This window comes from Streptomyces sp. NPDC048461, assembly GCF_055587105.1.
Genome location: NZ_JBVJGW010000004.1, coordinates 299,990 through 326,809 on the forward strand (window position 1 = coordinate 299,990; position 26,820 = coordinate 326,809).

Below are 26,820 nucleotides of genomic sequence, written 5' to 3' on the forward strand. Positions count from 1 at the left end.
CCTTCTTCTTCCTGCGGGGTGTGGGGTGGGGGCTGGTAAGAGTGTCAGACCGTTGCGTGCGCCTTCTCGGCGTCCGCGAGGACGGCGAGGAAGCGCTCGGCGTCGAGAGCGGCGGAGCAGCCGGTTCCCGCGGCGGTGATGGCCTGACGGTACGTGTGGTCCACGACGTCGCCCGCGCCGAAGACGCCGGTGACGTTCGTCCGCGTGGACGGGGCGGCGACCTTGAGGTAACCCTCGTCGTCGAGCTCCAGCTGGTCCTTGAACAGCTCGGTGCGCGGGTCGTGGCCGACGGCGATGAAGAGGCCGGTCACGGGCAGCTCGGAGGTCTCACCGGTCTTGGTGTTGCGCAGGGTGAGGCCGGAGAGCTTCTGCTCACCGTGGATCTCGGCGACCTCGCTGTCCCAGGCGAACGTGATCTTCGGGTCCGCGAAGGCACGGTCCTGCATGGCCTTGGAGGCGCGCAGGCTGTCGCGGCGGTGCACGATGGTGACGGACTTGGCGAACCGGGAGAGGAAGGTCGCTTCCTCGATCGCGGTGTCGCCGCCGCCGACGACGGCGATGTCGTGGTCCTTGAAGAAGAACCCGTCACACGTGGCGCACCAGGACACGCCGCGGCCGGACAGGGCGTCCTCGTTGGGCAGGCCGAGCTTGCGGTGCTGCGAGCCGGTGGTGACGATGACGGCCTTGGCGCGGTGCACGGTGCCGGCGGTGTCGGTGACGGTCTTGATCTCACCGGTGAGGTCCACGGACACGATGTCGTCCGGGACCAGCTCGGCACCGAACCGCTCGGCCTGGCCGCGCATGTTGTCCATCAGGTCCGGGCCCATGATGCCGTCCTGGAATCCGGGGAAGTTCTCCACCTCGGTGGTGTTCATCAGGGCGCCACCCGCGGTGACCGCGCCTTCGAAGACCAGGGGCTTGAGCGAAGCGCGTGCGGTGTACAGGGCGGCCGTGTAACCGGCCGGCCCGGAGCCGATGATGATCACGTTTCGAACGTCGCTCACGGGTTTCTTCCTCGTCTCTGCGGACTGCTTCTTGCCTACCGGGGGCCGGTGCGGACTCTCACCCCACCCAACGGATCCTACGGCGCATGCATTCCCCGTCCGCCCGCTGCGATCGCGCGGTGTCAGCTTCGGGGGTAGGTGCTCGACAGCAGGAGCTTCCCGGGGGCGTCCGCGCCGGTGGATTCGCAGGCGGATTCCACGAGGTAGGCATCCACCCGGGTGGCATCGCCGGGGTGGGGAAGGACCACCAGGTAGACCGAGGTGCCCTGGTAGGTGCCGCGTTCGGCGCCGAGCGGGGTGTCGGGGCGGCCGGTCCCGTTCCGGACGCACGAGGGGACGGCGGAGGCCGCGCGGTCGCCGCCCCCGGCGACTCCGGGAGCCGGAGAGGTGTTCTCCATCCCGAAGGTGTTGTTCTGCTCCTGCGGGGCGGTCTTGGCGCCGGGCCCGGAGGCCAGCAGCTCGCGCACGTCGTCGCGGAGCCCCTGGGCGGTGTAGGTCCCGTCGCCCGCGGGGGGCCGGGCCGGGGAGGACGCGGCGTCGCCGCGGGCGGTGGAGTCCTGCGCGGGCGCGCCCGAGAGGTCGGTGAAGAAGAAGATCCCGAGGGCGCAGGCGGCGGCTCCGGCCAGACCCGTGAGGACGGCGATCCTGCGACGGGCGCGGCGGCGGCCGGGGCCGCTTGGGCCGACCGGGTGACCGGCGGGCCGGCGGACGTCGGTTCCGGTGGTGGTGCCGGACGGTGTTCCACGTGAAACAACCGGCGCCGTGTCGGTCCGGGGCGTGGCCGGCGAGGGCTCCGGGGGCTGCGCGGCGCCGAGGAGCGCCTCGGCGGCGAGGGCCGCGTCGATCCGCCCGGCGATGTCCGCGGGCATGCGGACGGGCCCCGGGAGGGTTCCCAGCAGGCCGCGGATCTCGTCCAGGGAGGCCCGGACGTCCGCGCACAGGGCGCAGTCGCCGAGATGGCGGCGGACCTCGGTGGTGCGGGCGGGCGAGAGGAGCCCTTCGGCCAGGTCGGAGATCTCCGAGACGTCCGGGTGCCTGATCGTGCCGCTCGTGGGGCTCACGGTCGTCCACCTCCGCCCTTCACAGCGTCTGGGTCTGGATGCCTGGGTTCTGCCGACGGTGTGACGGATGGGCCCGGCGTCCGGTTCCTTCCCCGCTCGGAGACGGTGTTATCCGCGGCGTTCGCGCGCAGATGAGTGAGGAGCGGGGCCAGCTTGGCCCGCCCCCGCGCGCACCGGCTCTTCACCGTCCCGGTGGGTACGTCGAGGACTTCGGCGGCCTCGGCGACGGGGTATCCCTGCATGTCGACGAGGACCAGCGCGGCCCGCTGTTCGGCCGGCAGGGTGCCCAGGGCGGCCAGGAGCTGCCGGTGGAGGTCCTGCCGCTCCGCGGGGGCCTCGGCGGACTCGTGGGGCTCCAGGAGCCGCTCCAGGCGGTCCGTGTCGTCCAGGGGCGCGGTCTTGCGGGAGGCGGCCTTGCGCGCACGGTCGAGGCAGGCGTTCACGGTGATGCGGTGCAGCCAGGTGGTGACGGCCGATTCCCCCCGGAAGGTGTGGGCGGCCCGGTAGGCGGAGACGAGGGCGTCCTGTACCGCGTCGGCGGCCTCCTCGCGGTCGCCGAGGGTGCGCAGGGCGACGGCCCACAGGCGGTCGCGGTGGCGTCGTACGAGCTCGCCGAAGGCTTCGGGGTCACCGGCCACGTGCCGGGCGAGCAGCTCCTGATCGGTGCCCGAGCGGGGGTCTTCAGCCGCGGGCCTCATGATTCCCCTCCCTGGTCGGATCCGTGCAGGTATTGAATCGGGTTTGCCGCAGAAAGTAAACGTCGAAAATCGGGCATTTCAGCCACCCTGGCCGGTGCTTCTGCGGTCTCCGACCGAGAGGAAATGCATTCCCGTGCACCGTGGCGGCACCGCCGCGTCGCACGGTGCTTCCGGTGAATTGCCGGGCCGTCTCCCTGCCTCCCGGTGTCCGCAGCCCGTCACCCGACCGACCGCGCTGTCCGGCCAGGTCCGGCGCGTTGCCGCCATGCCCCGCCCCGTGGAGACCGCGCGTCTCCTCGGCCAAGGAACCGTGCGCGTATTCCCGGGAACTCGCCGCATTCCGGGGTGGTGGAAATGAGCGCTGCCACAGCCCCGGTTTTCGTTTCCGGATCTTTCTACCGCTGGGGATTGTGCGAGAACGAGACGTTCGTGATGGCCTGCTTGTGGCCGGCCCTGCTGAATTCAAAGGCGTCGGACATCGGCATGGCGGTGATCCACAGGACCACGTAGCGCGTGGTGACGGGCTTCTCCGTGGCGAGGTCGAGCTGTTTGGCGGAGGTCTTGCCCGTGACGATCTTCTGCATGGAGCCGACCGGCGTTCCCGACGACAGGCTGTTGGTCGCGTACAGGGTGGCGGTGGTGTGGTCGCCGCCGTACTTGAACGCTATCGACGCGGCGTTGACCTGCTGCTCGGAGCCCAGGTCGTAGACGATGCCGACGCCCGCCTTGAAGGAGGGGTCCATGTCGGGACCGTCGTTGTACACCTTGGTCCGCCAGTACGACGCGGGATCGTTGTCGTAGCTGTTCGCGACGTCCTCGGGGTTCTGCGCCGTTCCGTCCGGGAAGTATTCGGCGGCGCCCTTGATGGGGACCTTGACCGGCTCCGGCTTCGGGTCGTCACCGGTCTTGGCGGGCTCGTCCTGCGTGGTACCGCCGTCGCTCTGGCCCCTGTAGTCCAGGAGCTTGTCGGCGAGCTGCCAGCTGCCCAGGCCCAGTGCGGCGATCAGCAGGGCGGCGACGCCCCACTTGAGCGCCCGTCCGGTACGGCTCTGCAGCGGGGGCGGCGGGACGACCACGACCGACGGGGCCGAGGAGGCACCGGGAGGCGTGGGACGACCGTAGCTGCCCTGTTGATAGGTCGTGTGCTGGTACTCGGGCGGGGCGGTGAAGGTGGGCTCAGGCGGCCTGATGCGCGGCATCGCGGCGACGGCCTTGGCCAGCTCCTCCGGGGTGGTGAAGGCGGGCTCCTGACGCGAGGCGGTCGCCCCGTCGTTGGCGAGCGCGCGCATGGCGAGCTCGCCCAGGCTGCGGTGCACCCCGGCGCGTACCTGGTCGGGCGCGATCAGGCCCACGCCCTTGGGCAGGCCGGTGAGGCCGTAGGCGTCGTTCTCGTACGGCCAGCGCTGGGTCAGGGCGGCGTACAGGAGGGCGCCGATGGCCTCGGTGTCGGCGCGCTGCGGGGTTTCGCTGATGATGCCCCGCAGGGCGGCGTTCACGGCGAGGCCGCGGATGCGGTACTGGCCCGAGGAGGTGCGCAGTATCGCGCTGGGCGTCAGCCGCAGGTGGGCGAGGCCCTCGCGGTGCGCGGCGGTCATCGCCTGGGAGATCTGGCTGACGAGCTGGTAGGCCTCGTGGGCCTCCAGCGGGCCGGCGGCCAGGAGCGCGGTGAGCTCGGTGGAGTCGGGCAACCACTCGTGGATGACGTAGACGAGGTCGTTCTCCTCCACGGCGTCGAGGACCTGGACGAACCGTGGGTCGCCGAGGAGGGCCGAGGAACGGGCCGCCGCCAGCACGGAGCGGGCCCGCGGGTGGTCGGCGGGCAGCAGGTGGACGCCCACGGCCCGGCGCAGCTTCTCGTCCATCGCACGCCAGCTGCTGAATCCGTCCACACGGGTGACGCATTCCTCGAGGCGGTAGCGTCTGGCGAGCTTGTGGCCGCTGTGGAGTTCGGGGGCGGCCGCGGGGGCCGCGCCGATCCGTTCGCCGTCCTTTTCGGGCACAGGTCCGTCCGCGGCTCGTCCGTTCTGGGTGTCCACCCCGTCGGCCGTGGCCTTGGCCGCATCTGCGGCCAGCGGCTCTTCGCCGCTGTTGTCGGCCACGTCGACGGCAGCCGTGCTACGTTCCGCCACCGTCGGTTCCGCCTCCCCATCCGTTGCGCGCTGTAGGCCAGTCTGCGAAGCCATGCCAATTGTGCCCACAGTCCGACGCTATGCACGACACGCGATGGGGCCCGACGGTTGTGCGCATCAGCGCCCCAAACGTCCGCGGACCATTCCGACCATCGCGTTGAGTTCTTCGATCCTCATCCGCTTGGCAGCGATGAGGAACACGGCCGCCAGGGCGATCCCGCCGGCGACGAGGGAGGCGGCCGAGCCGGTCACCCCGCTGCCGAGCCACTGGGTGACCCCGTACGCGGCCGCTCCCGCCACCGCGGCGGCGGGGACGCACGCGCCCGTCAGGCGGGCGTAGGTGCGCATCACGTGGGCGCCGTCGAGGTCGCCGCCCAGCCGGTTGCGCAGCCGGCGCCAGGCGACGCCGACGCCGACGGCGTAGCCGAGGCCGTAGGCGGCGGCCATGCCGACGACGGCCCAGCGCGCGGGCAGGAGGAAGAAGGAGGCCGCGGAGCCCACCGCGTTGACGGCGGCCACGATGACCGTGTTGTAGAAGGGCGTCCGGGTGTCCTCGTAGGCGTAGAAGCCGCGCAGGACGACGTACTGGACGGAGTACGGGATCAGTCCGAGACCGAAGGCCATCAGGACGTAGCCGATGTTCTGGGCGCCGGAGCCGGATCCGGCGTAGAGCAGGGTCGCCATCGGGACGCCGAGCGCGAGGAACGCGAAGGCGCAGGGCACGATCGCGACGGCGGAGGTACGCAGCCCGTACGAGATGTCGTCACGGACGGCCGCGGCGTCCCCGTCGTGGGCCGAGCGGGAGATGCGGGGGAGGACGGCCGTCATGACGGAGACGGTGATGATGGCCTGCGGCATCTGCCAGAGCAGCAGCGCGTAGTTGTAGGCGGTGATGCCGGTGCCGGGGTGGCCCTGCTTCTCGGCGACCGAACCGGCCCAGGTGGCGAGCTGGGTGACGACGACGAGGCCGACCTGGTTGGCGAGGACGAAGAAGAACGTCCACTTGGCCAGGCGGGCGGCCTTGCCCAGGCCGTGGCCCTTCCAGTCGAAGCGCAGGCGCGGGGTGAAGCCGGCGTCGCGCAGGTAGGGGAGCATCGCGAGGGCCTGGACGGTCAGGCCCAGCAGGGTGCCCAGGCCCAGCAGGCGGACGCCGTCCGCGGTGACGGTGGCGGCGTTGACGCCGGAGGTGGTGAAGCCGCCGAACGCCCAGATGAAGGCACCGAAGGTGGCGATGACGACGATGTTGTTGAGGACCGGGGTCCACATCATCGCGCCGAACCGGCCCCGCGCGTTCAGGATCTGACCGAGGACCACGTGGACGCCCATGAAGAACATGGTCGGCAGGCAGTACCGGGCGAAGGCGACCGCGACGTCCATCTGCTGGGGGTCGGAGGCGATCTTCGGCGACATCATCGTGATGAACACCGGGGCGGCCAGCACGCAGACGGTGGTGATCGCGGCGAGCAGGACCACGACGAGCGTCAGCAGCCGGTTGGCGTACGCCTCTCCGCCGTCGCTGTCGTTCTTCATGGCCCGGACGAGCTGGGGGATGAACACGGCGTTGAGCGCGCCGCCGCCGACCAGCACGTAGATCATCGTGGGCAGCGTGTTGGCGATCTGGTACGTGTCGTTGAAGGTGCCGACGCCGATGGCACCGGCGATGACCAGGGTCCGCAGGAAGCCGGTGATGCGGGAGACGATCGTGCCGGCGGCCATCAGCGCGCTGGACTTGAGCAGGCTCGATGCCCGCCCGGCCGGCTTGGCCGGCGCCGGGGCCGCCACCGGGGCGTCCTCCGCGGGTGTGCGGGGCGCCGCCTCCTGGTCCCGGTAGAGGTGCGCGAAGGCGTCCGGTTCGGGCTGCTCGTCCGAGGCCTTGGTCACGAGCGAGTCCACGCCGACGAACTGGGTGGTGGTGGCGTGGTCCCCGTACGGCAGGTGTCTCGACGGGCCGTCCGGTTCGGGCGGCGGGGTCTGGGCCCAGACGCGCGGGTCGGGAGAGTACGAGGGTGCGGAGGGAGCCGCGTAGAGCGGGCCGGGCTCCTGGTAGGTGCCGGGGGGCGGCGGAGGGTGCGAGGCCCGGTCGTAGAGGACCTCGGCGACGGGGTCCTGGGCCGACAGGTCCTGCGACCGGTACGGGTCGTACTCGTAGGCGCCCTGGACATACGGGTCGTGGTCCGGTGCGGGCGCGGGCGCGGGAACCTGCCCGGGCACCGGGGTGCCCGGGGCAGTGCCCTGGCTGGGCGCGGGCCCACCAGTGCCCTGCGCGCGGTCACCGTCGTACGGCGCGTTCATCGAAACCCCACCTCATCGTCCCCAGGCCGACCGGCCACGGCATCGCTCAACGGTCCACTGTCTCACCCGTGCCGGACCCGTCGGTGCTTTGCGGTCCGGTGTCCGTGGACTCGTCACTCGGCTGCGTGCTCTCCTCGGCGGCGGCGCGTGCCGCGACGCGCTTGCGGCTGGCGTACATCTTGATGCCGGCCAGGACGAGGAGGAGCACACCGCCGGCGATGACGAGCATGACGGTGGGGGTGATTTCGGTGGCCTCGACGGTGAAGGTGCGTGCCTTGCCGTAGGGGACGCCGTCTTCGGTGAAGAGCTGTGCGGTGACCTCGACCGGGCCGCTCGCCGTGGCGTTTGCGGTGAACTTTACGGTCTGGCTGTGCCCGCCCGTGACCGTGACCTCCTGCTCGTTGTCACTGAACATCAGGCGGGTCGGGTTCGCCGACTTCACCCGCAGGACGAGGTTGTGGACGTCCTGGACGAGGCTGTTCTGGACGCTGACCGGGATGGTGGCGCTGTGGCCGGACAGGGTGGCGTCGGACTTGGGGATGACCTTGACCTTCTCCGTCAGGCCGATCAGGTAGTCCTGTACCTGTTCCCGGTAGAGCTTGGCCTCCTCCGGGCGTCCGCGCCAGGAGGTGGACATCTCCCGGTTGGTGGCGTTGCCGAACGGGATCTCCACGCGGTCGGGCGCGGCGAGGATGACCTTGAAGTGGTCGAGGGTGTTCTGCGTGGTGCGGATCTTCTCGAACGCCGCCACCGGCAGTTCCTGCTTGCGCAGCGCCTCGGGGTACTCCCCCGCGCCGGGGACCTGGGTGGCGGCGCCGGGGTCGGGCTTGGCCGCGGCCGCGGACTCGAGGTCGCCGGGCTGGGTCCAGCGACCCGCCTGGAGGCTGCGCAGGGCGGTGGCCATCGAGTTGGCCTGGCTGGCGGACGGCATGCGCTGCGGTGCGACGACGAAGCTGCGCTGCTCGTCGGTCTTCTGCAGGTTGAGGGCGAGGCTCTGGGCGAGGAACCGCTGCACGGCCAGCGTGGAGTTCTCGGCGCGCAGCATGTCGCCCTCGAAGGCGGTGGAGAGTTCCTCGTCCGCCACGACGGCCGTGGTGCCCGCGCCGATGGGGCGGGCGGCCGAGGGGGTGTAGCCGAGGGCCCCGGTCTCCGTGAGGCTGTCGCTGCGGGTGAGGACGTTGTGGGCGCCGGCCGAGGTGGCGACGTTGACGATCGAGGGGTCGATGGCGCCGTTCACGGGCCAGGAGAAATCGGTGGAGGCCGGGACGTGCAGGACGGTCTCGACCGCGTCCCTCCCCTTGTCGGTGGCGGGCCGGAGCTGGCCCAGGGTCCCCGAGACGTCCTTGCCCTGGTGCGCGAGGGAGGCGAGGTCGGGATCGGCGAAGGGAAGCGCGACGACCTTCTTTCCCTGGACCGCGGCTTCCAGCGAGCTGAGCCACTGCTCGGCGACGGCCTTCTTCTTGCCCTGGACGGTCTTCCCGTCGGGACCGCGGACCCGGTAGCCCTTGGTCATCGCGTCGACCGTGAAGAGCAGGTCGGGGTCGATCACCCAGGTGACGGGGAGGTCCTTGCCGAGGGCGACCATCTGGCCCAGACGGCCGCTGGGCTCCAGCTCCTGGGCGAGCGAGTCGTCGAGGAAGACCGGGGTCTGCAGCTCGTCGGAACCGGTCTCCGCGGTCACCCGGGTGTGGGCGATCAGCGGCCACGCGAAGGTGAGGTTGGAGCGCTTGGCGGCGGCATCCGGCTGCCAGGGGAGGAAGGTCCGCTTGATGCCGAGGACCTGTTCGGAGGGTCGCCGGTCGGTCGCCCCGGAGAGCGAGACGCCGAGCTGGTAGACGCCGTCCTCGTCCAGCTCCAGTTTGTTCACCGGAACCGAGAGGGTGAAGTCCTGGCCGGCCTTCGAGGGGAGCGAGGGGATCTTCACGGCGTAGGCCGGATCGATCTCGCCCGGGTCCGTGCCGGCCCGGAAACCGGTGCGGTCCGCCACGTCGTCGATGGAGGCCCGGTCCGCCAGGGCGGGCCCGACCCGCAGACCGACGTGGGCGTCGGTGATCGTGTCGGAGCCGTTGTTGACCACGGTGCCGGAGATGGTGAGGGTGTCGCCCTTGACCGGAGCCGCGGGAGCCATGGACGTCAGCTGGACGTCGACCGAGGGTCCGGGAGCTGCCTGGGCCTCGGGGGCGGGAGAGTAGATCAGAGCGGCCAGCACGGGCGTTCCCGCGAGCAGGACCACCGCCCGTCGCATCCACCGGCGCCGGACAGGGGCGGGGGACGCCCCCTGGATCTCTGCCGCCTCGGCCACGCGCTAGCCCGTTCCTCGAAGTGTCTGTGGTCGTCGTCTGTGCGTCCACTGATGGTAACGAGACCCGCTGTGCGCGAGTGCCGCGTCTTGCTCCACATGATCGGCTCCACCCCGGGGCGGTTGTGTACCGGGGTGGCAACAAAACGGGGAAGCCCGGGCCGGGCAGGCCACGTACCCTTTTCTGTTGTGCCGAAAGCCAACGAAGACAGCCCCAGTGCCCTGAGTCAGGTGCAGCGCCGCGCAGTGAGCGAACTGCTGCGGATCGCCCCTGTCGCCGACGAGCTCGGCCGCCGTTTCCAGCAGGCGGGCTTCCGCCTCGCCCTGGTCGGCGGGTCCGTCCGCGACGCGCTGCTGGAGCGTCTCGGCAACGATCTCGACTTCACCACCGACGCCCGCCCCGAGGACGTGCTCAAGATCGTCCGGCCCTGGGCCGATTCCGTGTGGGACGTCGGCATCGCCTTCGGCACCGTCGGATCGCAGAAGGACGGTTTCCAGATCGAGGTGACCACCTACCGATCGGAGGCGTACGACCGCACGTCCCGCAAGCCGGAGGTCTCCTACGGCGACTCCATCGAGGAAGACCTGGTCAGGCGCGACTTCACGGTCAACGCCATGGCCCTGGCCCTGCCGGAACAGGAGTTCATCGACCCGCACGGCGGCCTGGAGGACCTGGCCGCGGGAATTCTCCGCACGCCCGGCACGCCGGAGGACTCCTTCTCCGACGACCCGCTGCGCATGCTGCGGGCGGCCCGGTTCGCGGCGCAGCTGGACTTCGAGGTCGCCCCGGAGGTCGTGGCGGCGATGAAGGCCATGTCCGACCGGATCGAGATCGTCTCGGCGGAACGGGTGCAGGGAGAGCTGAACAAACTCATCCTCTCCACCCATCCGCGCAAGGGTCTGGGCCTGCTCGTGGACACCGGGCTGGCGGACCGGGTGCTTCCCGAGCTGCCCGCACTGCGGCTGGAGAGTGACGAACACCACCGGCACAAGGACGTCTACGACCACTCGCTGATCGTGCTGGAGCAGGCGATCGCGCTGGAGGAGGACGGCCCCGACCTGGTGCTGCGGCTCGCGGCCCTGCTGCACGACATCGGCAAGCCGCGCACCCGCCGCTTCGAGAGCGACGGCCGGGTCTCCTTCCACCACCACGAGGTGGTGGGCGCGAAGATGACCAAGAAGCGCCTGACCGCGCTGAAGTACTCCAACGACATGATCAAGGACGTCTCCCGGCTGGTGGAGCTGCACCTGCGCTTCCACGGCTACGGGGACGGGGAGTGGACCGACTCGGCGGTGCGGCGCTACGTCCGTGACGCCGGTCCGCTGCTGGAGCGCCTCCACAAGCTGACCCGGTCCGACTGCACCACGCGGAACAAGCGCAAGGCCAACGCCCTCTCCCGGACCTACGACGGGCTGGAGGAGCGCATCGCGCAGCTTCAGGAGCAGGAAGAGCTGGACTCGATCCGCCCGGACCTGGACGGCAACGAGATCATGCGGGTCCTGGACGTCGGGCCCGGCCCGGTCATCGGCCAGGCGTACGCGTTCCTGCTGGAGCTGCGCCTGGAGCACGGCCCGATGGAGCGGGAGGCCGCCGTCGCCGCGCTCAAGGAGTGGTGGGCCTCCCAGGCCTGAGGCAGGAGGGACCGTGTCGATGTTTCACGTGAAACATCGACACGGGACGGATCGGAGGGGGTGTTGTTTCACGTGAAACAACGCCCCCTGCGTGCCAGCAGAGCTGCGGTCGCGGCGTACAGGGCGGCCACGCCGAGGATCAGCGGCACGGAGCGTCCGTCGACGGGGAGCATCAGGGCGGCGACCGCCGCCGCTCCGACGAACGCGATGTTGAACAGCACGTCGTAGACGGCGAAGACGCGGCCTCGGTAGGCGTCGTCCACCTGGGACTGCACGACCGTGTCGGTCGAGATCTTGGCGCCCTGGGTGGCGAGCCCAAGGACGAACGCGGCGGCCAGCATCGGGCCGGGGGCGAAGAACAGCCCGAGGACGGGGACCAGCACCGCGGCGCCCGCGGCGCAGACGGTGATGGCGCCGCGGGTACCGAGCCGGCCCACCAGCCAGGGGGTGATGAGGGCGGCTGTGAAGAATCCGGCCCCCGAGACGCCGATCGCGACGCCCAGCAGGGCCAGGCCGTCGGACTCGTTGTCCGACCAGGAATAGCGGCACAGCATCAGCAGCATGACGAACAGGGCCCCGTAGCAGAACCGCATCAGGGTCATGGCGGTGAGCGCCTGGGCGGCTTCCCGGCGAGCGGCCAGGTGCCGCAGCCCTTCGACCATGCCCCGCACGGTGAGGGCGACCCCCTCGGCGACCGAAGGGCGGAGCCGGCCGGGAGGGTGGTCGGGCCCCAGGAGGCCGACGGCGAGGCGCAGGGAGACCAGGGCCGCACACAGGTAGAGCCCGGCTCCGAGGAGTACGACGAGTGCGTCGGAGTCGGCCGCCAGCACCCGGACGAGGAAGGCCAGCCCTCCGCCCGCGACCGCGGCCAGCGTTCCGGCGGTGGGCGAGAGGGCGTTGGCCGTGACGAGCTGCTCGGAACCGACGACGTGGGGCAGGGAGGCCGCCAGACCGGCCAGCACGAAGCGGTTGACGGCCGTCACGGACAGGGCCGAGGCGTAGAACAGCCAGTCGGGCACGTGGGCGACGATCAGCATGCCGGTGACGCAGGCCAGAAAGGCGCGCAGCAGGTTGCCGTAGAGGAAGACCTGTCGGCGGCGCCAGCGGTCGAGGAGGACTCCGGCGAAGGGGCCGATGACCGAGTAGGGAAGCAGCAGCACCGCCATGGCCGAGGCGATGGCGGCCGGCGAGGTCTGCTTCTCCGGTGAGAAGACCACGTAGGCCGCGAGAGCTACCTGGTAGACGCCGTCGGCCGACTGGGAGAACAGCCGTACGGCGAGCAGGTTGCGGAAGTCCCTCAGGCGCAGGAGTACGCGCAGATCACGTACGACAGGCATGAGGGCAAGGGTCACACACGCGGAGGGTCCCCGGGCACATTGCCCGGGGACCCTCCGCGGAAGAACAGCCTAAGTCCAGGTGTCCGGAGGACCCTTGGGCTCGACTAGCGCTCGACCTCGCCCTTGATGAACTTCTCGACGCTGGCGTAGGCCTCGTCGTCGAAGTACTGCACCGGCGGGGACTTCATGAAGTAGCTGGAGGCCGACAGGATCGGGCCACCGATACCGCGGTCCTTCGCGATCTTCGCGGCGCGCAGGGCGTCGATGATGACACCGGCCGAGTTCGGGGAGTCCCACACCTCGAGCTTGTACTCGAGGTTCAGCGGGACGTCGCCGAAGGCGCGACCCTCGAGGCGGACGTAGGCCCACTTGCGGTCGTCGAGCCACGCGACGTAGTCGGACGGGCCGATGTGGACGTTGTTCTCGCCGAGGTCTCGGTCCGGGATCTGCGAGGTGACGGCCTGCGTCTTGGAGATCTTCTTCGACTCGAGGCGGTCGCGCTCGAGCATGTTCTTGAAGTCCATGTTGCCGCCGACGTTGAGCTGCATGGTGCGCTCAAGACGGACACCGCGGTCCTCGAACAGCTTCGCCATCACGCGGTGCGTGATGGTCGCGCCGACCTGGGACTTGATGTCGTCGCCGACGATCGGGACACCGGCCTCGGTGAACTTGTCAGCCCACTCCTTGGTGCCGGCGATGAAGACCGGGAGGGCGTTGACGAAGGCGACCTTGGCGTCGATGGCGCACTGCGCGTAGAACTTCGCCGCGTTCTCGGAGCCGACGGGCAGGTAGCAGATCAGGACGTCGACCTGGCGGTCCTTGAGGATCTGGACCACGTCGACCGGAGCCTCGGCGGACTCCTCGATCGTCAGGCGGTAGTACTTGCCCAGGCCGTCCAGCGTGTGGCCGCGCTGAACGGTCACACCGGCGTTCGGGACGTCGCAGATCTTGATGGTGTTGTTCTCGCTGGCGCCGATGGCGTCCGAAAGGTCGAGGCCGACCTTCTTCGCGTCGACATCGAACGCGGCGACGAACTCGATGTCACGCACGTGGTAGTCGCCGAACTGGACGTGCATCAGACCGGGGACCTTGGCCGCCGGGTCGGCGTCCTTGTAGTACTCGACGCCCTGCACCAGCGAGGCGGCGCAGTTGCCTACGCCGACGATGGCTACGCGAACCGAACCCATTCCGGTTGCTCCCTGTTTGTTCTCGGACGAGGCCTGCGAGATGCAGGCCTCATTTTGCAGTTTCGTCGGTCGGACCGGGTCGTCTCCGATCCCGTCCCGCCCGCTCGCTCTCGATGAGCTCGTTCAGCCAGCGCACTTCGCGCTCCACCGACTCCATGCCGTGCCGCTGCAGCTCCAGCGTGTAGTCGTCGAGGCGCTCCCGTGTGCGGGCGAGTGAGGCGCGCATCTTCTCCAGACGCTCCTCAAGCCGACTGCGGCGGCCCTCCAGTACCCGCATGCGCACTTCTCGCTCGGTCTGGCCGAAGAAGGCGAATCGGGCGGCGAAGGACTCGTCCTCCCAGGTGTCGGGCCCCGTATGGGAGAGCAGCTCCTCGAAGTGCTCCTTGCCCGCGGCCGTCAACCGGTAGACGATCTTGGCGCGGCGCCCTGCGAGTGAAGCGGCGAGAGCGTCTTCCGGAGCGTGACCCGGTTCCTCGATCAACCAGCCGTTCGTGACCAGCGTCTTGAGGCAGGGATAGAGCGTTCCGTAGCTGAACGCCCGGAACACCCCCAGTGAGGTGTTGAGCCGCTTGCGCAGCTCGTAGCCGTGCATGGGGGATTCGCGAAGCAGGCCGAGGACGGCGAATTCCAGGATGCCTGAGCGCCTGCTCATCCGCCTGCCCCTCCTCCGACTCTGAGGTCTTTATGTCGAGCTGATGTATCGACTCGATACATCCAGACGATAGATCGAGCAGCCTCTTACGACAAGGGGCGACATGGTGACCGGCGTCACATCACGAATTCGTGCGAGGCAAGTTGCCTGATTTGGGGTGAACTTCGGCACTGTTCGGGTTTTGAGCCTGCGTAGTCTGTGGGCCATGACACCGGGGGAACCGGAATTCACCCGCCGCTTCCAGGCCACTCGCCTGCCCGAGGAGTAGTCGTTCGATGAGCGAGCATCGCCGCAAACCGCCGCAGCCCCAGGGCGGTGGACGCGCCTCGTCCCGCCGGGCTGCCCCGCAACGCCCCGTCCGGGGCGCCGAGGCCGGACGTGGCGTGCCCACCGCGTCGCCCAGCGGCCCGTACGCAGAACGGCCCTCCCAGGGCAGCCGTGCCGAGGCCCGCCGGGCCGCCCAGAGGGGCTCCGCGGGCCGCGGGCGGCCGGCGCAGCAGGGACGCGGCGCCGGCCGCTCGGACAAGCGCCTCGTCAACTACCCGCGGTCCGACCGGGCGGGCTGGAAGCGCTTCGTACCGTCCTGGAAGCTCGTCAGCGGGACCGTGCTGGGCTTCTTCGCGGTCATCGTGGCCGGAGCCGGCATCGGCATCGCCATGGTGAACACGCCCGACCCCAACAAGGCGGCCGAAGCCCAGAACAACGTCTTCCTCTGGGCCGACAACACCCAGATGGTGGCCACCGGCGGGTCGATGAACCGGCAGATCGTCGGCATCGACAAGATCCCCCTGTCGATGCAGAACGCCGTGATCGCCGCGGAGAACGAGTCCTTCGAGACGGACAAGGGCGTCGACCCCATGGGCATCGTCCGCGCCGTGTGGAACATGGCCAAGGGCGGTTCCACCCAGGGCGGCTCGACCATCACCCAGCAGTACGTGAAGAACAACTTCCTTGACTCCGAGCAGACGCTCAAGAGGAAGGTCACCGAGCTCTTCATCTCGATCCGGCTCGGCGTCACCGAGGAGAAGGACACGGTCCTCGCGGGCTACCTCAACACCGCGTACTACGGCCGGGACGCCTACGGCATCCAGGCCGCGGCCCGTGCCTACTTCGGCAAGGACTCCCAGGACCTGAACCCCTCCGAGTCCGCCTTCCTGGCCTCGGTCCTCAAGGGCCCGAACCTGTACAACCCGGACGGCGGCATCGGCGCCGCGGCGACGCCCGAGGCCAACACCGCGCGGGCGAAGCAGCGCTGGACGTGGGTGCTCGACCGCCAGGTCCAGGTCGGCAGGATGTCCAAGGAGGAGCGGGCGAAGTACAAGCCCGAGAACTTCCCCGCCCTCGTCGAGTCGGCGCAGGCGCGCGGCATGTCCGGCCAGATCGGCTACCTGGTCGAGACGGCCAAGCAGTACGTGATGAAGACCAAGGACATCAGCGCCGAGAAGATGGCCCTGGGCGGATACCGGATCAAGACCACCTTCCAGAAGCCGAAGGTGGACGCCCTGGTCAAGGCCGTGGAAGACACCCGCAACGACTTCCTCGACGAGAAGAAGCGCCCCGAACTGGACACCTTCGTGCAGTTCGGCGCGGCCTCCGTCGACGTGAAGACCGGCGCGATCGTGGCCCTGTACGGCGGTCCGGGCTGGGACCAGAAGTACTTCAGCAACAACGCCAACACCATCGGCGTCCCGGTCGGCTCGACCTGGAAGCCGTACGTCCTGGCCGCGGCGATGGAGCACGGCACCCAGAACTCGAACGGCGAGGGCATCTCGGTCGACAGCAAGTACATGGCCGACGACCTGACGGTGATCAACAACCGCCAGGGCAAGCCGCTGCTCGCCGCGGACGGCAAGCCGTTCCGGCAGAAGAACGAGAGCCCGACCCCCTTCGGCTACGTCACCCTCAACGAGGCGATGGAGAAGTCCATCAACGTGCCGTTCGCCCAGCTCGTCTTCGACGTCGGACACACCAAGGTCCGCGAGATGGCCAAGTCCACGGGCATCCTCGAGGACTCGATGGACAAGAACAACAACGCGTCCTTCGCACTCGGCACCTCCACGCCGAGCGCCATCCGCATGGCCGACTCCTACGCCACCTTCGCGGCCTCCGGCAAGCACCGCGAGCCGTACTCGGTGAGCGAGGTCACGAAGGACGGGCAGCCGCTGTCCGGATTCGAGGCCCCCAAGGAACAGCGGGCCATGGACAGCGCCGTCGCCGACAACGTCACCGAGGTTCTGGAGAACGTGGTCAAGAACGGCACCGGCACCAAGGTCAAGAAGCTGGGCCGGCCCGCCGCGGGCAAGACCGGCACCACCGACCAGAACAAGTCGGCGTGGTTCGTCGGCTACACCCCGGAGCTGTCCACCTCCGTGGCGCTCTTCCGCACGGACCCGAACTCCGCGGACAAGAAGCTGATGTCCATGAACGGCGTGGGCGGTACCGACTCCATCCACGGTGGTGACATCCCCGCCGTCATCTGGACCGAGTACATGCGCGAAGCCCTCAAGGACGCGCCGGTGAAGGACTTCCCCGAGGCCGAGCCCATCGGCGTCAAGGCGGACTCCTCCGGTGCGCCGTCCCCGACGCCGTCGCCGGTGCCCACCCCGTCCGCGTCGCCGAAGCCGACCCCCTCCAGCCCCTCGCCGACGCCGTCCCCGACACCGTCGAAGAGCGGTAAGCCCTCCTGCAAGCCGTGGGAGCTGTACTGCGACCCGAACACGGCGGCCGGCGCGTCCAACGGCGGTGCCAACAACGGAGGCGCGAACAACGGCGGCGCGTCCAACGGCGGTGCCACCAACGGGGGCGCGGACAGCGGAGGCCTCATCGGCGGCGCCGACGGTGGCGCCACCGGCGGGCCGTCCCCGACGAACACCGGCCGGCCGGGCCGCCCGGGGGGCGTCACCGGAGGGTGGACCACCGGCAACCCGGACGGCTGAGCCGGCCGCCCGAGCCGGACGGGAAGGCCGTCGCACCCCGTGCGACGGCCTTCCCCCGTGTCCGGCCCCGTACGGCAGGATGAGCGCATGACGAAGGTGCAAGAGGACCGCCCCGTACTGCCCACCCAGCAGGACGAGGTCGCCGCGGCCGGTAGCGAGCTCATCGGCGGCCCGCTCGGCCGCTACGCCCGGCTGGGCGGGCACTGGCTGGGGCCGGTCCGCGTCGTGGCCCTCCTCGCCATCGGCGTGTTCGCGCTCGGCATGGTGCAGAAGCTGCCCTGTTACAACTGGGCGTGGTTCCGGGGGGCGGGCTCGCAGTACACGCACGCCTGCTACTCGGACATCCCGCACCTGTACGCCGTACGGGGCTTCGCCGACAACCTGACGCCCTACTTCGACCGGCTCCCCGGCGACATGGAGTACCTGGAGTACCCGGTCCTCACCGGGCTCTTCATGGAGATCGCCTCCTGGCTGACCCCGGGCACCGGCTCCATGCAGCACCGCGAGCAGATGTACTGGATGGTCAACGCGGGCATGCTGATGGCCTGCGCCGCGGTGATCGCCGTGTGCGTCGCCCGCACCCACCGCCGCCGCCCCTGGGACGCCCTGCTCTTCGCCCTCGCGCCCGCCTTCGCGCTCACGGCGACGATCAACTGGGACCTGTTGGCCATCGCCCTCACCGCCGCCGGGATGCTCGCGTGGTCCCGCGGCCGGTCGGTGCTCTTCGGCGTCCTCATCGGCCTCGCCACCGCGGCCAAGCTCTACCCCGTCCTGCTGCTCGGGGTGCTGTTCGTCCTCTGCTGGCGGGCCGGGAAGTGGCGCGCCTTCGGCGGCGCGGCGCTGGGCGCGGCCGTGGCCTGGCTCGTGGTGAACCTGCCGGTGATGCTGTTCGCCCGGGACGGCTGGTCGAAGTTCTACACCTTCAGCCAGGAACGCCCCATCGACTTCGGCTCCGTGTGGCTGCTGATCTCCCAGCGCTCGGGGAACCCCCTCGACGGTGCCAACACGTACGCCACCGCGCTGACGCTCCTGCTGTGCGCCGCCATCGGGCTGCTCACGCTGTACGCCCCGCGGCGGCCCCGTTTCGCCCAGCTGGCCTTCCTGGTCGTCGCCGCGTTCATCCTGGCCAACAAGGTCTACTCGCCGCAGTACGTGCTGTGGCTGATCCCGCTCGCCGCGCTGGCCCGGCCGCGCTGGCGGGACTTCCTGATCTGGCAGGCCGGAGAGATCGTCTACTTCTTCGGGATCTGGTTCTACCTCGCCTACACGAGCAGCGGCGACAAGCACCAGGGCCTGCCCGTGGAGGGGTACCAGCTGGCCATCGCGGCCCACCTGCTGGCCACGCTGTACCTGTGCGGGGTCGTCGTGCGGGACATCCTGATGCCCGAGCGGGACGTCGTGCGCCGGGACGGCTCGGACGACCCCTCGGGCGGCGTCCTGGACGGTGCCACGGACGTGTTCGTGCTGTCGGACGCAGCGAGGGCGCCGCGGTACGCGGCGCCCTCGGAGGGACAGCAGGTCGACTGGGGCGTGCACCCCGGGAAGTGACCGTAAGGGCTCAGGCGTCGAGCACCCGGTCGAACTGCGTGGTGGTGTGGCGCAGGTGCGCCACCAGCTCGTCGCCGACCTTCGGCTCGGTGGCGTCCGAGGGCACGAAGAGGATCGACACCTGCATGTGCGGCGGCTCCGCGAACCAGCGCTGCTTGCCGGCCCACACGAACGGCGACAGGTTCCGGTTGACGGTGGCCAGGCCCGCCCGGGCGACGCCCTTGGCCCGCGGCATCACGCCGTGCAGGGCCTTGGGAGCCTCCAGGCCCACCCCGTGCGAGGTGCCTCCGGCGACCACGACCAGCCAGCCGTCGGACGCGGCCTTCTGCTGGCGGTAGCCGAACCGGTCGCCCTTGGAGACGCGCGTGACGTCAAGGACCGCGCCGCGGTACTCGGTCGCCTCGTGGTCCCCCAGCCACAGCCGGGTGCCGATCCGGGCCCGGAAGCGGGTCTGCGGGAACTGCTGCTGGAGCCGCGCCAGCTCCTGGGCCCGCAGGTGACTGACGAACATGGTGTGCAGCGGCAGCCGGGCCGCGCGAAGCCGGTCCATCCAGCCGATGACCTCCTCGACGGCGTCGGAGCCGTCCGGGCGGTCCAGCGGCAGGTGCAGGGCGAAGCCCTCCAGCCGGACGTCCTCGATCGCGCTGTGCAGCTGGCCGAGGTCCTGCTCGGAGATGCCGTGCCGGCGCATCGAGCTCATGCACTCGATGACCACCCGGGCGCCCACGAGACCGCGGACCCCGTCCAGCGAGGACACCGAGCGGATGACCCGGTCCGGCAGCGGAACCGGGTCCTCGCCCCGCCGGAACGGGGTGAGGACGAGCAGGTCGCCGCCGAACCAGTCCTTGATGCTGGCGGCCTCGTACGTCGTCCCGACGGCCAGGACGTCGGCGCCCATGCGGGTCGCCTCCTCGCACAGCCTTTCGTGGCCGAAGCCGTAGCCGTTGCCCTTGCAGACCGGGATCATCCCGGGGAACTGGTCCTGGATCTGCTTCTGGTGCGCACGCCAGCGCGCGGTGTCGACGTAGAGCGTGAGCGCCATGCCCGTCCGGAACCTCTCCTGTGGAGCTGCGTGGTGCAGCGGTGTGGGGTGTGGGTGGGATGAGGTGCGGTCAGCGCCGCGACATGTAGATGTCGAGGGCCTTGTGCAGCACCTTGTTGAGCGGGAAGTCCCACTCGCCGACGTACTCGACGGCCTCGCCGCCCGTGCCGACCTTGAACTGGATGAGGCCGAACAGGTGGTCGTTCTCGTCCAGCGTGTCAGAGATGCCGCGAAGGTCGTAGACGCTGGCGCCGAGCGCGTAGGAATCGCGCAGCATGCGCCACTGCATCGCGTTCGACGGCCGCACCTCGCGCTTGTGGTTCGCGGACGCGCCGTACGAGTACCAGACGTGCTGGCCGACGGTGAGCATCGTGGCGGCGGCGAGGGGCTCCCCCTCGTGCGTGGCGATGTAGAGCCGCATCCGATTGGGGTCCTCGGAGTTGAGGGCCGTCCACTGACGCTGGAAGTAGCTGAGCGGGCGCGGGCGGAACTTGTCGCGCTCGGCCGTGATCTCGTACAGGTGCTGCCAGGTCGGCAGGTCCTCGTAGCCGCCCTGGACGACCTCGACACCGGCCTTCTCGGCCTTCTTGATGTTGCGGCGCCACAGCTGGTTGAAGCCCTTGAGGACGTCGTCCAGCGAGCGGTTGGCCAGGGGCACCTGGAAGACGTAGCGCGGCTGGACGTCGCCGAAGCCGGCGCCGCCGTCCTCGGCCTGCTGCCAGCCCATGCGGCGCAGCTTGTCCGAGACCTCGAACGCGCGGGGTTCGATGACCGAGGCCTCCACGTCGCGCAGGCGCTTGACGTCGGGGTCCTGGATGCCGGCCTTGATGGCGGTCGAGTTCCACCGGCGGATGACGACGGGCGGGCCCATCTTCACCGTGAAGGCGCCCTGCTGCTTGAGGTGCGCCAGCATCGGCTGGAGCCACTCCTCCAGGTTGGGGGCGTACCAGTTGATGACCGGTCCCTCGGGAAGGTACGCGAGGTACCGCTTCACCTTGGGCAGCTGCCGGTACAAGACGAGCGCGGCGCCGACGAGTTCGCCGGAGCCGTCGAACCAACCGAGGTTCTCCGAACGCCACTCGTTCTTCACGTCGGCCCACGCCGGGACCTGGCAGTGGCTCGCCGAGGGCAGGCTCTGGAGGTAACCCAGATGCTGCTCTCGGCTGATGGTCCTCAGGGACAGGCTCATGCGGGGCGTCTCCTCCGGCGGCTTCGCTGGCTATGGCGCGAAGCCTACTGCGACAGGGGCGCCACCCATCTGGGGGACGGGCCCGGGGCCCGGGCCGACTCGCGGCCGGCGCCCTGTCGCGGAGGCGTCCCGTCAGCCCAGCCAGCCGCCGAAGAGGCCGCCGTGGGCCATCCCCATGTAGAAGCCGAAGGCAGACGCGCCAAGGCCGATGATCAGCGCGAAGCGCTCGCGTGTCGTGACGGAGATGAACTGTCCGTACGCACCCGTCAGGATGCCGATCAGGCCCGCCCAGGAGCTGATCAGGTGCAGCTGGTCGAAGAAGGCCGTGACGAACGCCACGGTGCCGAGGACCAGGGTGACCGCCATCAGGGTGTCCTGCAGCGGGTGGGGCTTGCCGTCGGTCGCGAAGAGCGAGATGGAGGACTGGCGTCGCATTGCCTGTGCCATCGGAAGGCACCTCCTGGCTGAAGCAGAGCGGTGCAGCGGGGCTGCCTCCGGACCGGCCGGGGGCATAGCACCGAGCACACCCGATGGATACAGATTGTGGCCTCCTCCTGCCGGATTTCAACCGGAAGGAGTCGACGGGGTAGTCTGTACGGTCTGCGCGGTGTCTGTTCACGGACGCCGTGCATCACGCATCACGACCCTCCTGCCACGGATCGACCGTGGCCGCTGAGTCCAAAGGAGGTGGGTTCCACATGCGTCACTACGAAGTGATGGTCATCCTCGACCCCGATCTCGAGGAGCGCGCTGTCTCCCCGCTGATCGAGAACTTCCTCTCCGTCGTCCGTGAGGGCAACGGAAAGGTCGAGAAGGTCGACACCTGGGGTCGCCGTCGTCTCGCTTACGAGATCAAGAAGAAGCCCGAGGGCATCTACTCGGTCATCGACCTTCAGGCCGAGCCTGCGGTCGTCAAGGAGCTTGACCGACAGATGAACCTGAACGAGTCGGTTCTCCGGACCAAGGTCCTTCGCCCCGAGACCCACTGAACTTCGGTTCAGCGGTAATCGGGACCGAGTAGCACAGCAGCCCAGCAGCAATCCCCGCCGAGAGGTTCATCCATGGCAGGCGAGACCGTCATCACGGTCGTCGGCAATCTCGTCGACGACCCCGAGCTGCGCTTCACCCCCTCGGGTGCGGCGGTCGCGAAGTTCCGTGTCGCGTCCACTCCCCGCATCTTCGACAAGCAGACCAATGAGTGGAAGGACGGCGAAGGCCTGTTCCTCACCTGCTCGGTCTGGCGTCAGGCGGCGGAGAACGTCGCCGAGTCCCTTCAGCGGGGCATGCGCGTCATCGTGCAGGGCCGGCTGAAGCAGCGGTCGTACGAGGACCGTGAGGGTGTCAAGCGCACGGTCTACGAGCTGGACGTCGAGGAAGTCGGCCCGGCTCTGAAGAGCGCCACGGCCAAGGTCACCAAGACCACCGGTCGCGGTGGCCAGGGTGGATACGGCGGCGGCGGTCAGCAGCAGGGTGGCGGCGGCGGCAACTGGGGCGGAGCCCCCGGTGGCGGCGCCCCGCAGGGCGGCGGAGGTTCCTCCGACGACCCGTGGGCGTCCAGCGCGCCGGCCGGCGGCCAGCAGTCGCAGGGCGGCGGCGGGGGCGGTTGGGGCGGAAGCTCCGGCGGTTCCGGCGGCTCCGGCGGTGGCTACTCGGAAGAGCCGCCCTTCTAGGGCAGCTCTCACCCCCACTTCTTGATCACACAGGAGAGACACAATGGCGAAGCCGCCTGTGCGCAAGCCTAAGAAGAAGGTCTGCGCGTTCTGCAAGGACAAGACCGCGTACGTGGACTACAAGGACACGAACATGCTGCGGAAGTTCATTTCCGACCGCGGCAAGATCCGTGCCCGCCGCGTCACCGGCAACTGCACGCAGCACCAGCGTGACGTCGCCACGGCTGTGAAGAACAGCCGTGAGATGGCACTGCTGCCCTACACGTCCACCGCGCGATAAGGAAAGGGTGACCGACCAATGAAGATCATCCTTACCCACGAGGTCTCTGGCCTCGGTGCCGCCGGCGATGTCGTCGACGTCAAGGACGGCTACGCTCGCAACTACCTGGTCCCGCGTGGTTTCGCGATCCGCTGGACCAAGGGTGGCGAGAAGGACGTGGCGCAGATCCGCCGCGCCCGCAAGATCCACGAGATCGCGACCATCGAGCAGGCCAACGAGTTCAAGGCCAAGCTCGAGGGCGTGAAGGTCCGTCTGGCCACCCGCGCGGGTGACGCCGGTCGTCTCTTCGGTTCCGTTACCCCGGCCGACATCGCCACGGCGATCGAGTCCTCGGGCGGTCCGAAGGTCGACAAGCGCCGCGTGGAGCTGGGCGCCCCGATCAAGACCCTCGGTTCGTACCAGGTCTCCGTGCGTCTGCACGCCGACGTGGCCGCGAACGTGGGCATCGAGGTCGTCGCCGCCTAAGGGCTGCACACGAAGGGCCGCACCCCTCTGGGGTGCGGCCCTTCGTCATGTCCGGAGCGGTTGGGCCCGCGCTGTTTCACGTGAAACACGATGGCCGAGCGCTGTTTCACGTGAAACAGCGCTAGCGGGTGGCTCCCGCGACCAGCCATCGGCCCGAGCGGGCTCGCAGCTGGAGGGTGACCATGCGGACCAGCATCATCAGCGTCATGGCCCACCAGAGGGTCGTCAGGCCGCCCCCCAGGGCCGGGACGAGCAGTGCGGCGGGGGTGAAGACCGCCAGCGTCAGCAACATGGCCCAGGCCAGGTAGCGGCCGTCTCCTGCGCCCATCAGTACCCCGTCGAGAACGAAGACGATGCCGGAGACCGGCTGGGAGACGGCCACCACCAGCAGGGCGGGCAGCAGGGCGTCCTCCACCGCCGGATCGCTCGTGAACAGGGGAACGAACACCGGGCGGGCCAGGACCACGAGCAGGCCGAAGACGATGCCCGAGACGACCCCCCACTGGACCATGCGGCGGCAAACGGCCTTGGCGCCCGCGGTGTCGCCCGCACCGAGGTAGCGGCCGATGATGGCCTGCCCGGCGATGGCGATGGCGTCCAGGGCGAAGGCGAGCAGGCTCCACAAGGAGAGCAGGATCTGGTGCGCCGCGATGTCGGCGTCGCCGAGGCGCGCGGCCACGGCGGTCGCGATCAGCAGGACTGCCCGCAGGGAGAGGGTGCGGACCAGCAGTGGCGCTCCGGCCTTGGCGCAGGCCCGGATCCCGTCGGTGTCGGGTCGTAGCGAGGCGCCGTGGCGCCGGGCTCCGCGCACGACGACGACGAGGTAGGCCGCGGCCATGGCGCACTGCGCGATGACGGTGCCCCACGCCGAGCCGGCGATGCCGAGGTCCGCACCGTAGACGAGGGCGACGTTCAGGGCTCCGTTGAGGGCGAAGCCCCCGATGGCCACGTAGAGCGGCGTACGGGTGTCCTGGAGGCCGCGGAGGACACCGGTGGCGGCCAGGACCATGAGCATGGCCGGGATGCCGAGCGTGGAGATCCTCAGGTAGGTGACGGCATACGGGGCGACGGTGTCCGAGGCGCCGAAGACGGACACGAGCCAGGGTGCGGCGGGCAGGACGACCACGATGACGGCTGCGCCGAGCAGGAGGGCGAGCCAGATGCCGTCCATGCCCTGCCGGATCGCCGCCCTCAGGTCTCCGGCCCCCACCCGGCGGGAGACGGCTGCCGTGGTGGCGTAGGCGAGGAAGACGAAGATGCTCACGGCGGTGGTGAGCAGCGCGGCGGCGATGCCGAGGCCGGCCAGCTGGGGGGTGCCGAGGTGCCCCACGATGGCGCTGTCGGCCATCAGGAAGAGGGGTTCGGCGACGAGCGCGCCGAAGGCGGGTACGGCGAGAGCGAAGATCTCCCGGTCGTGTCGTCTCGGCGCAGCCTTCGGCGCGGCGGGGGCCTGTGTCATGCGGTCAATCTAATCTTCCACAGGTAATGGATGCAAGGGTCTTGGGATCCTTACCAATGCGCTGACTTGGGCGTTCTTTCCACCCCGTTGGAGGCGATCTTGAGACAGTGGCGAATTTTTTTCCGGCGCTCAGGCTCTTGATGAAGAAATGCCAGGTCAGCATGGGTAACGGGGGAGGGCGGGTGATTTTGTCCACAGCGTCGTCCCCCGGTCCGTGCACAGCTTCCGGGGAGTTACCCACAGCATTGGCGCCGTCGTCCACATCTCATCCACACAGCCTGTGGATAACAAGATTGGCTGATGCCGCTCCCGGCCCTACCGTGGTGCGTTGCCCGACTCGCCGAGAGCCGATCCGGGTGCCCCAAATGTCAGAGCCGTGTCGTAGAAAGAGTGACACGGCGAGGTCCGCGTTGCGGACGGGAGGAGGTGGCCCGGTGAGCATGCCCGAGCCCACGGACGACCCTTGGGCCGACAGCGGTCCGGGTGACCGTCTGCCCGCCCGTTCGCGCCGCAACAGCGAGGGTCGCGGCCGCGAGGACGGTCGGCGTGACCGGGGCCGCGAGGACGGCTCCTGGGACGACGACGGTGGGGGTGGCGGAGGCGGCGGTGGCGGCTTCGAGCGCGTCCCTCCGCAGGACCTCGACGCCGAGCAGTCGGTACTCGGCGGCATGCTGCTCTCCAAGGACGCGATCGCCGACGTCGTGGAGGTCATCAAGGGCCACGACTTCTACCGGCCCTCGCACGAGACGATCTACCAGGCCATCCTCGACCTGTATGCCAAGGGCGAGCCGGCCGACCCGATCACCGTCGGCGCCGAACTGACCAGGCGCGGCGAGATCAGCAAGGTCGGCGGGGCCTCGTACCTGCACACGCTGGTGCAGTCCGTTCCCACGGCGGCCAACGCCGAGTACTACGCCGAGATCGTCCACGAGCGGGCGGTCCTGCGCCGCCTGGTGGCGGCCGGCACGAAGATCACGCAGATGGGGTACGCGGCCGACGGCGACGTCGACGAGATCGTCAACAGCGCCCAGGCCGAGATCTACGCCGTCACCGAGCAGCGGACGTCCGAGGACTACATGCCGCTCGGCGACATCATGGAGGGCGCTCTCGACGAGATCGAGGCGATCGGGTCCCGCAGCGGTCAGATGTCCGGCGTCCCGACCGGCTTCACCGACCTGGACTCGCTGACCAACGGCCTGCACCCGGGTCAGATGATCGTCATCGCCGCCCGTCCCGCGATGGGCAAGTCCACGCTCGCCCTCGACTTCGCGCGGGCCTGCTCGATCAAGAGCAACCTGCCGAGCGTGATCTTCTCCCTGGAAATGGGGCGCAACGAGATCGCGATGCGCCTGCTCTCGGCGGAGGCCCGCGTGGCGCTCCACCACATGCGCTCGGGAACGATGACGGACGACGACTGGACCCGGCTGGCCCGCCGGATGCCGGACGTCTCCGCCGCCCCGCTGTACATCGACGACTCCCCCAACCTGTCGATGATGGAGATCCGGGCGAAGTGCCGTCGGCTCAAGCAGCGCAGCGACCTCTCGCTCGTCGTCATCGACTACCTCCAGCTGATGCAGTCGGGCGGCTCGCGCCGTCCCGAGAGCCGCCAGCAGGAGGTCTCGGACATGTCCCGAAACCTCAAGCTGCTGGCGAAGGAGCTCGAGGTCCCCGTGATCGCGCTCTCGCAGCTGAACCGTGGACCGGAACAGCGCACCGACAAGAAGCCGATGGTCTCCGACCTGCGTGAATCCGGCTCGATCGAGCAGGACGCAGACATGGTGATCCTGCTGCACCGTGAGGACGCGTACGAGAAGGAGTCTCCCCGCGCCGGAGAGGCGGACCTGATCGTGGCGAAGCACCGAAACGGCCCGACGGCGACGATCACGGTGGCTTTCCAGGGCCACTATTCGAGGTTCGTGGACATGGCCAACACGTAGCAT

General features: G+C 69.6%; 21 protein-coding genes. 8 read left to right on the forward strand and 13 right to left on the reverse strand.

Translation table 11 applies throughout. The features are described 5' to 3' along the window. Nucleotides 1-44: 44 nt before the first annotated feature. From trxB to ACZ6S8_RS09590, 6 genes are all read right to left on the reverse strand, one after another. On the reverse strand, nucleotides 45-1,004 hold the full coding sequence (gene trxB / locus ACZ6S8_RS09565) for a thioredoxin-disulfide reductase (protein ID WP_469454025.1): 960 nt from the start codon (nucleotides 1,002-1,004) through the stop codon (nucleotides 45-47). Nucleotides 1,005-1,126: 122 nt separating this feature from the next. After that, nucleotides 1,127-2,065, reverse strand: coding sequence for an anti-sigma factor family protein (locus ACZ6S8_RS09570; RefSeq protein WP_469454027.1), 939 nt, complete (start codon nucleotides 2,063-2,065; stop codon nucleotides 1,127-1,129). Beyond that, the gene (gene sigM / locus ACZ6S8_RS09575) at nucleotides 2,062-2,763 is read right to left on the reverse strand and encodes an RNA polymerase sigma factor SigM (protein ID WP_469454029.1); all 702 of its coding nucleotides are present in this window, start codon (nucleotides 2,761-2,763) and stop codon (nucleotides 2,062-2,064) included. The genes ACZ6S8_RS09570 and sigM overlap by 4 nt, the downstream gene beginning before the upstream one ends. Before the next feature lie 395 nt (nucleotides 2,764-3,158). Beyond that, nucleotides 3,159-4,892 (reverse strand): protein kinase family protein, encoded by a 1,734-nt coding sequence (locus ACZ6S8_RS09580; protein WP_469454030.1) that lies wholly within the window; start codon nucleotides 4,890-4,892, stop codon nucleotides 3,159-3,161. A 117-nt stretch (nucleotides 4,893-5,009) separates the two neighbouring features. Continuing rightward, entirely contained in the window at nucleotides 5,010-7,184 is a 2,175-nt protein-coding gene (murJ, locus tag ACZ6S8_RS09585) for a murein biosynthesis integral membrane protein MurJ (RefSeq protein WP_469454032.1), read from the reverse strand. Nucleotides 7,185-7,230: 46 nt separating this feature from the next. Beyond that, nucleotides 7,231-9,486 (reverse strand): DUF6049 family protein, encoded by a 2,256-nt coding sequence (locus ACZ6S8_RS09590; protein WP_469454034.1) that lies wholly within the window; start codon nucleotides 9,484-9,486, stop codon nucleotides 7,231-7,233. A gap of 186 nt (nucleotides 9,487-9,672) precedes the next feature. Here ACZ6S8_RS09590 and ACZ6S8_RS09595 point away from each other — a divergent pair, with 186 nt between their 5' ends. Next, nucleotides 9,673-11,115 carry a CCA tRNA nucleotidyltransferase gene (locus ACZ6S8_RS09595; RefSeq protein ID WP_469454036.1) on the forward strand — a complete coding sequence of 481 codons (1,443 nt, stop codon included), beginning with the start codon at nucleotides 9,673-9,675 and terminating at the stop codon, nucleotides 11,113-11,115. 68 nt (nucleotides 11,116-11,183) lie between these two features. On the opposite strand, the gene ACZ6S8_RS09600 is transcribed toward ACZ6S8_RS09595, so the two are convergent. From ACZ6S8_RS09600 to ACZ6S8_RS09610, 3 genes are all read right to left on the reverse strand, one after another. Beyond that, nucleotides 11,184-12,452, reverse strand: a complete 1,269-nt coding sequence (locus ACZ6S8_RS09600; protein ID WP_469454038.1) for an MFS transporter — start codon at nucleotides 12,450-12,452, stop codon at nucleotides 11,184-11,186. 104 nt (nucleotides 12,453-12,556) lie between these two features. After that, on the reverse strand, nucleotides 12,557-13,639 hold the full coding sequence (locus tag ACZ6S8_RS09605; RefSeq protein WP_469454040.1) for an inositol-3-phosphate synthase: 1,083 nt from the start codon (nucleotides 13,637-13,639) through the stop codon (nucleotides 12,557-12,559). 49 nt (nucleotides 13,640-13,688) lie between these two features. Then, the gene (locus tag ACZ6S8_RS09610) at nucleotides 13,689-14,291 is read right to left on the reverse strand and encodes a PadR family transcriptional regulator (protein ID WP_469454042.1); all 603 of its coding nucleotides are present in this window, start codon (nucleotides 14,289-14,291) and stop codon (nucleotides 13,689-13,691) included. A gap of 275 nt (nucleotides 14,292-14,566) precedes the next feature. Here ACZ6S8_RS09610 and ACZ6S8_RS09615 point away from each other — a divergent pair, with 275 nt between their 5' ends. Together ACZ6S8_RS09615 and ACZ6S8_RS09620 are read left to right on the forward strand one after the other, a co-directional pair. Beyond that, nucleotides 14,567-17,227, forward strand: coding sequence for a transglycosylase domain-containing protein (locus tag ACZ6S8_RS09615; protein ID WP_469454043.1), 2,661 nt, complete (start codon nucleotides 14,567-14,569; stop codon nucleotides 17,225-17,227). 87 nt (nucleotides 17,228-17,314) lie between these two features. Then, entirely contained in the window at nucleotides 17,315-18,775 is a 1,461-nt protein-coding gene (locus ACZ6S8_RS09620) for a glycosyltransferase family 87 protein (RefSeq protein ID WP_469454045.1), read from the forward strand. Between the two features lie 10 nt (nucleotides 18,776-18,785). Here the strand turns inward: ACZ6S8_RS09620 and ACZ6S8_RS09625 are convergent, their stop codons facing one another. The 3 genes from ACZ6S8_RS09625 to ACZ6S8_RS09635 form a co-directional block, all read right to left on the reverse strand. After that, nucleotides 18,786-19,817: an alanine racemase gene (locus ACZ6S8_RS09625; protein ID WP_469454047.1), complete on the reverse strand. Its 1,032-nt coding sequence runs from the start codon at nucleotides 19,815-19,817 to the stop codon at nucleotides 18,786-18,788. 70 nt (nucleotides 19,818-19,887) lie between these two features. Beyond that, nucleotides 19,888-21,006, reverse strand: a complete 1,119-nt coding sequence (locus ACZ6S8_RS09630) for a lipid II:glycine glycyltransferase FemX (protein ID WP_351270862.1) — start codon at nucleotides 21,004-21,006, stop codon at nucleotides 19,888-19,890. Nucleotides 21,007-21,138: 132 nt separating this feature from the next. Further along, entirely contained in the window at nucleotides 21,139-21,453 is a 315-nt protein-coding gene (locus ACZ6S8_RS09635; protein ID WP_469454050.1) for a hypothetical protein, read from the reverse strand. A 251-nt stretch (nucleotides 21,454-21,704) separates the two neighbouring features. Here ACZ6S8_RS09635 and rpsF point away from each other — a divergent pair, with 251 nt between their 5' ends. From rpsF to rplI, 4 genes are all read left to right on the forward strand, one after another. Then, nucleotides 21,705-21,995 carry a 30S ribosomal protein S6 gene (rpsF, locus tag ACZ6S8_RS09640; RefSeq protein WP_004950685.1) on the forward strand — a complete coding sequence of 97 codons (291 nt, stop codon included), beginning with the start codon at nucleotides 21,705-21,707 and terminating at the stop codon, nucleotides 21,993-21,995. A 72-nt stretch (nucleotides 21,996-22,067) separates the two neighbouring features. Further along, nucleotides 22,068-22,676, forward strand: coding sequence for a single-stranded DNA-binding protein (locus ACZ6S8_RS09645; RefSeq protein WP_469454052.1), 609 nt, complete (start codon nucleotides 22,068-22,070; stop codon nucleotides 22,674-22,676). Between the two features lie 43 nt (nucleotides 22,677-22,719). Next, on the forward strand, nucleotides 22,720-22,956 hold the full coding sequence (gene rpsR, locus ACZ6S8_RS09650) for a 30S ribosomal protein S18 (RefSeq protein ID WP_005315025.1): 237 nt from the start codon (nucleotides 22,720-22,722) through the stop codon (nucleotides 22,954-22,956). An 18-nt stretch (nucleotides 22,957-22,974) separates the two neighbouring features. Then, complete coding sequence (gene rplI, locus ACZ6S8_RS09655; RefSeq protein WP_383915913.1) at nucleotides 22,975-23,421, forward strand: 50S ribosomal protein L9; 447 nt, start codon at nucleotides 22,975-22,977, stop codon at nucleotides 23,419-23,421. A gap of 121 nt (nucleotides 23,422-23,542) precedes the next feature. On the opposite strand, the gene ACZ6S8_RS09660 is transcribed toward rplI, so the two are convergent. After that, a complete protein-coding gene (locus ACZ6S8_RS09660) occupies nucleotides 23,543-24,880 on the reverse strand; it encodes an MATE family efflux transporter (RefSeq protein ID WP_469454054.1) in 1,338 nt (445 codons plus the stop codon). A gap of 440 nt (nucleotides 24,881-25,320) precedes the next feature. Between ACZ6S8_RS09660 and dnaB the strand changes: the two genes are divergently transcribed. Then, entirely contained in the window at nucleotides 25,321-26,817 is a 1,497-nt protein-coding gene (gene dnaB, locus ACZ6S8_RS09665) for a replicative DNA helicase (protein WP_469454056.1), read from the forward strand. Nucleotides 26,818-26,820 lie beyond the last annotated feature (3 nt).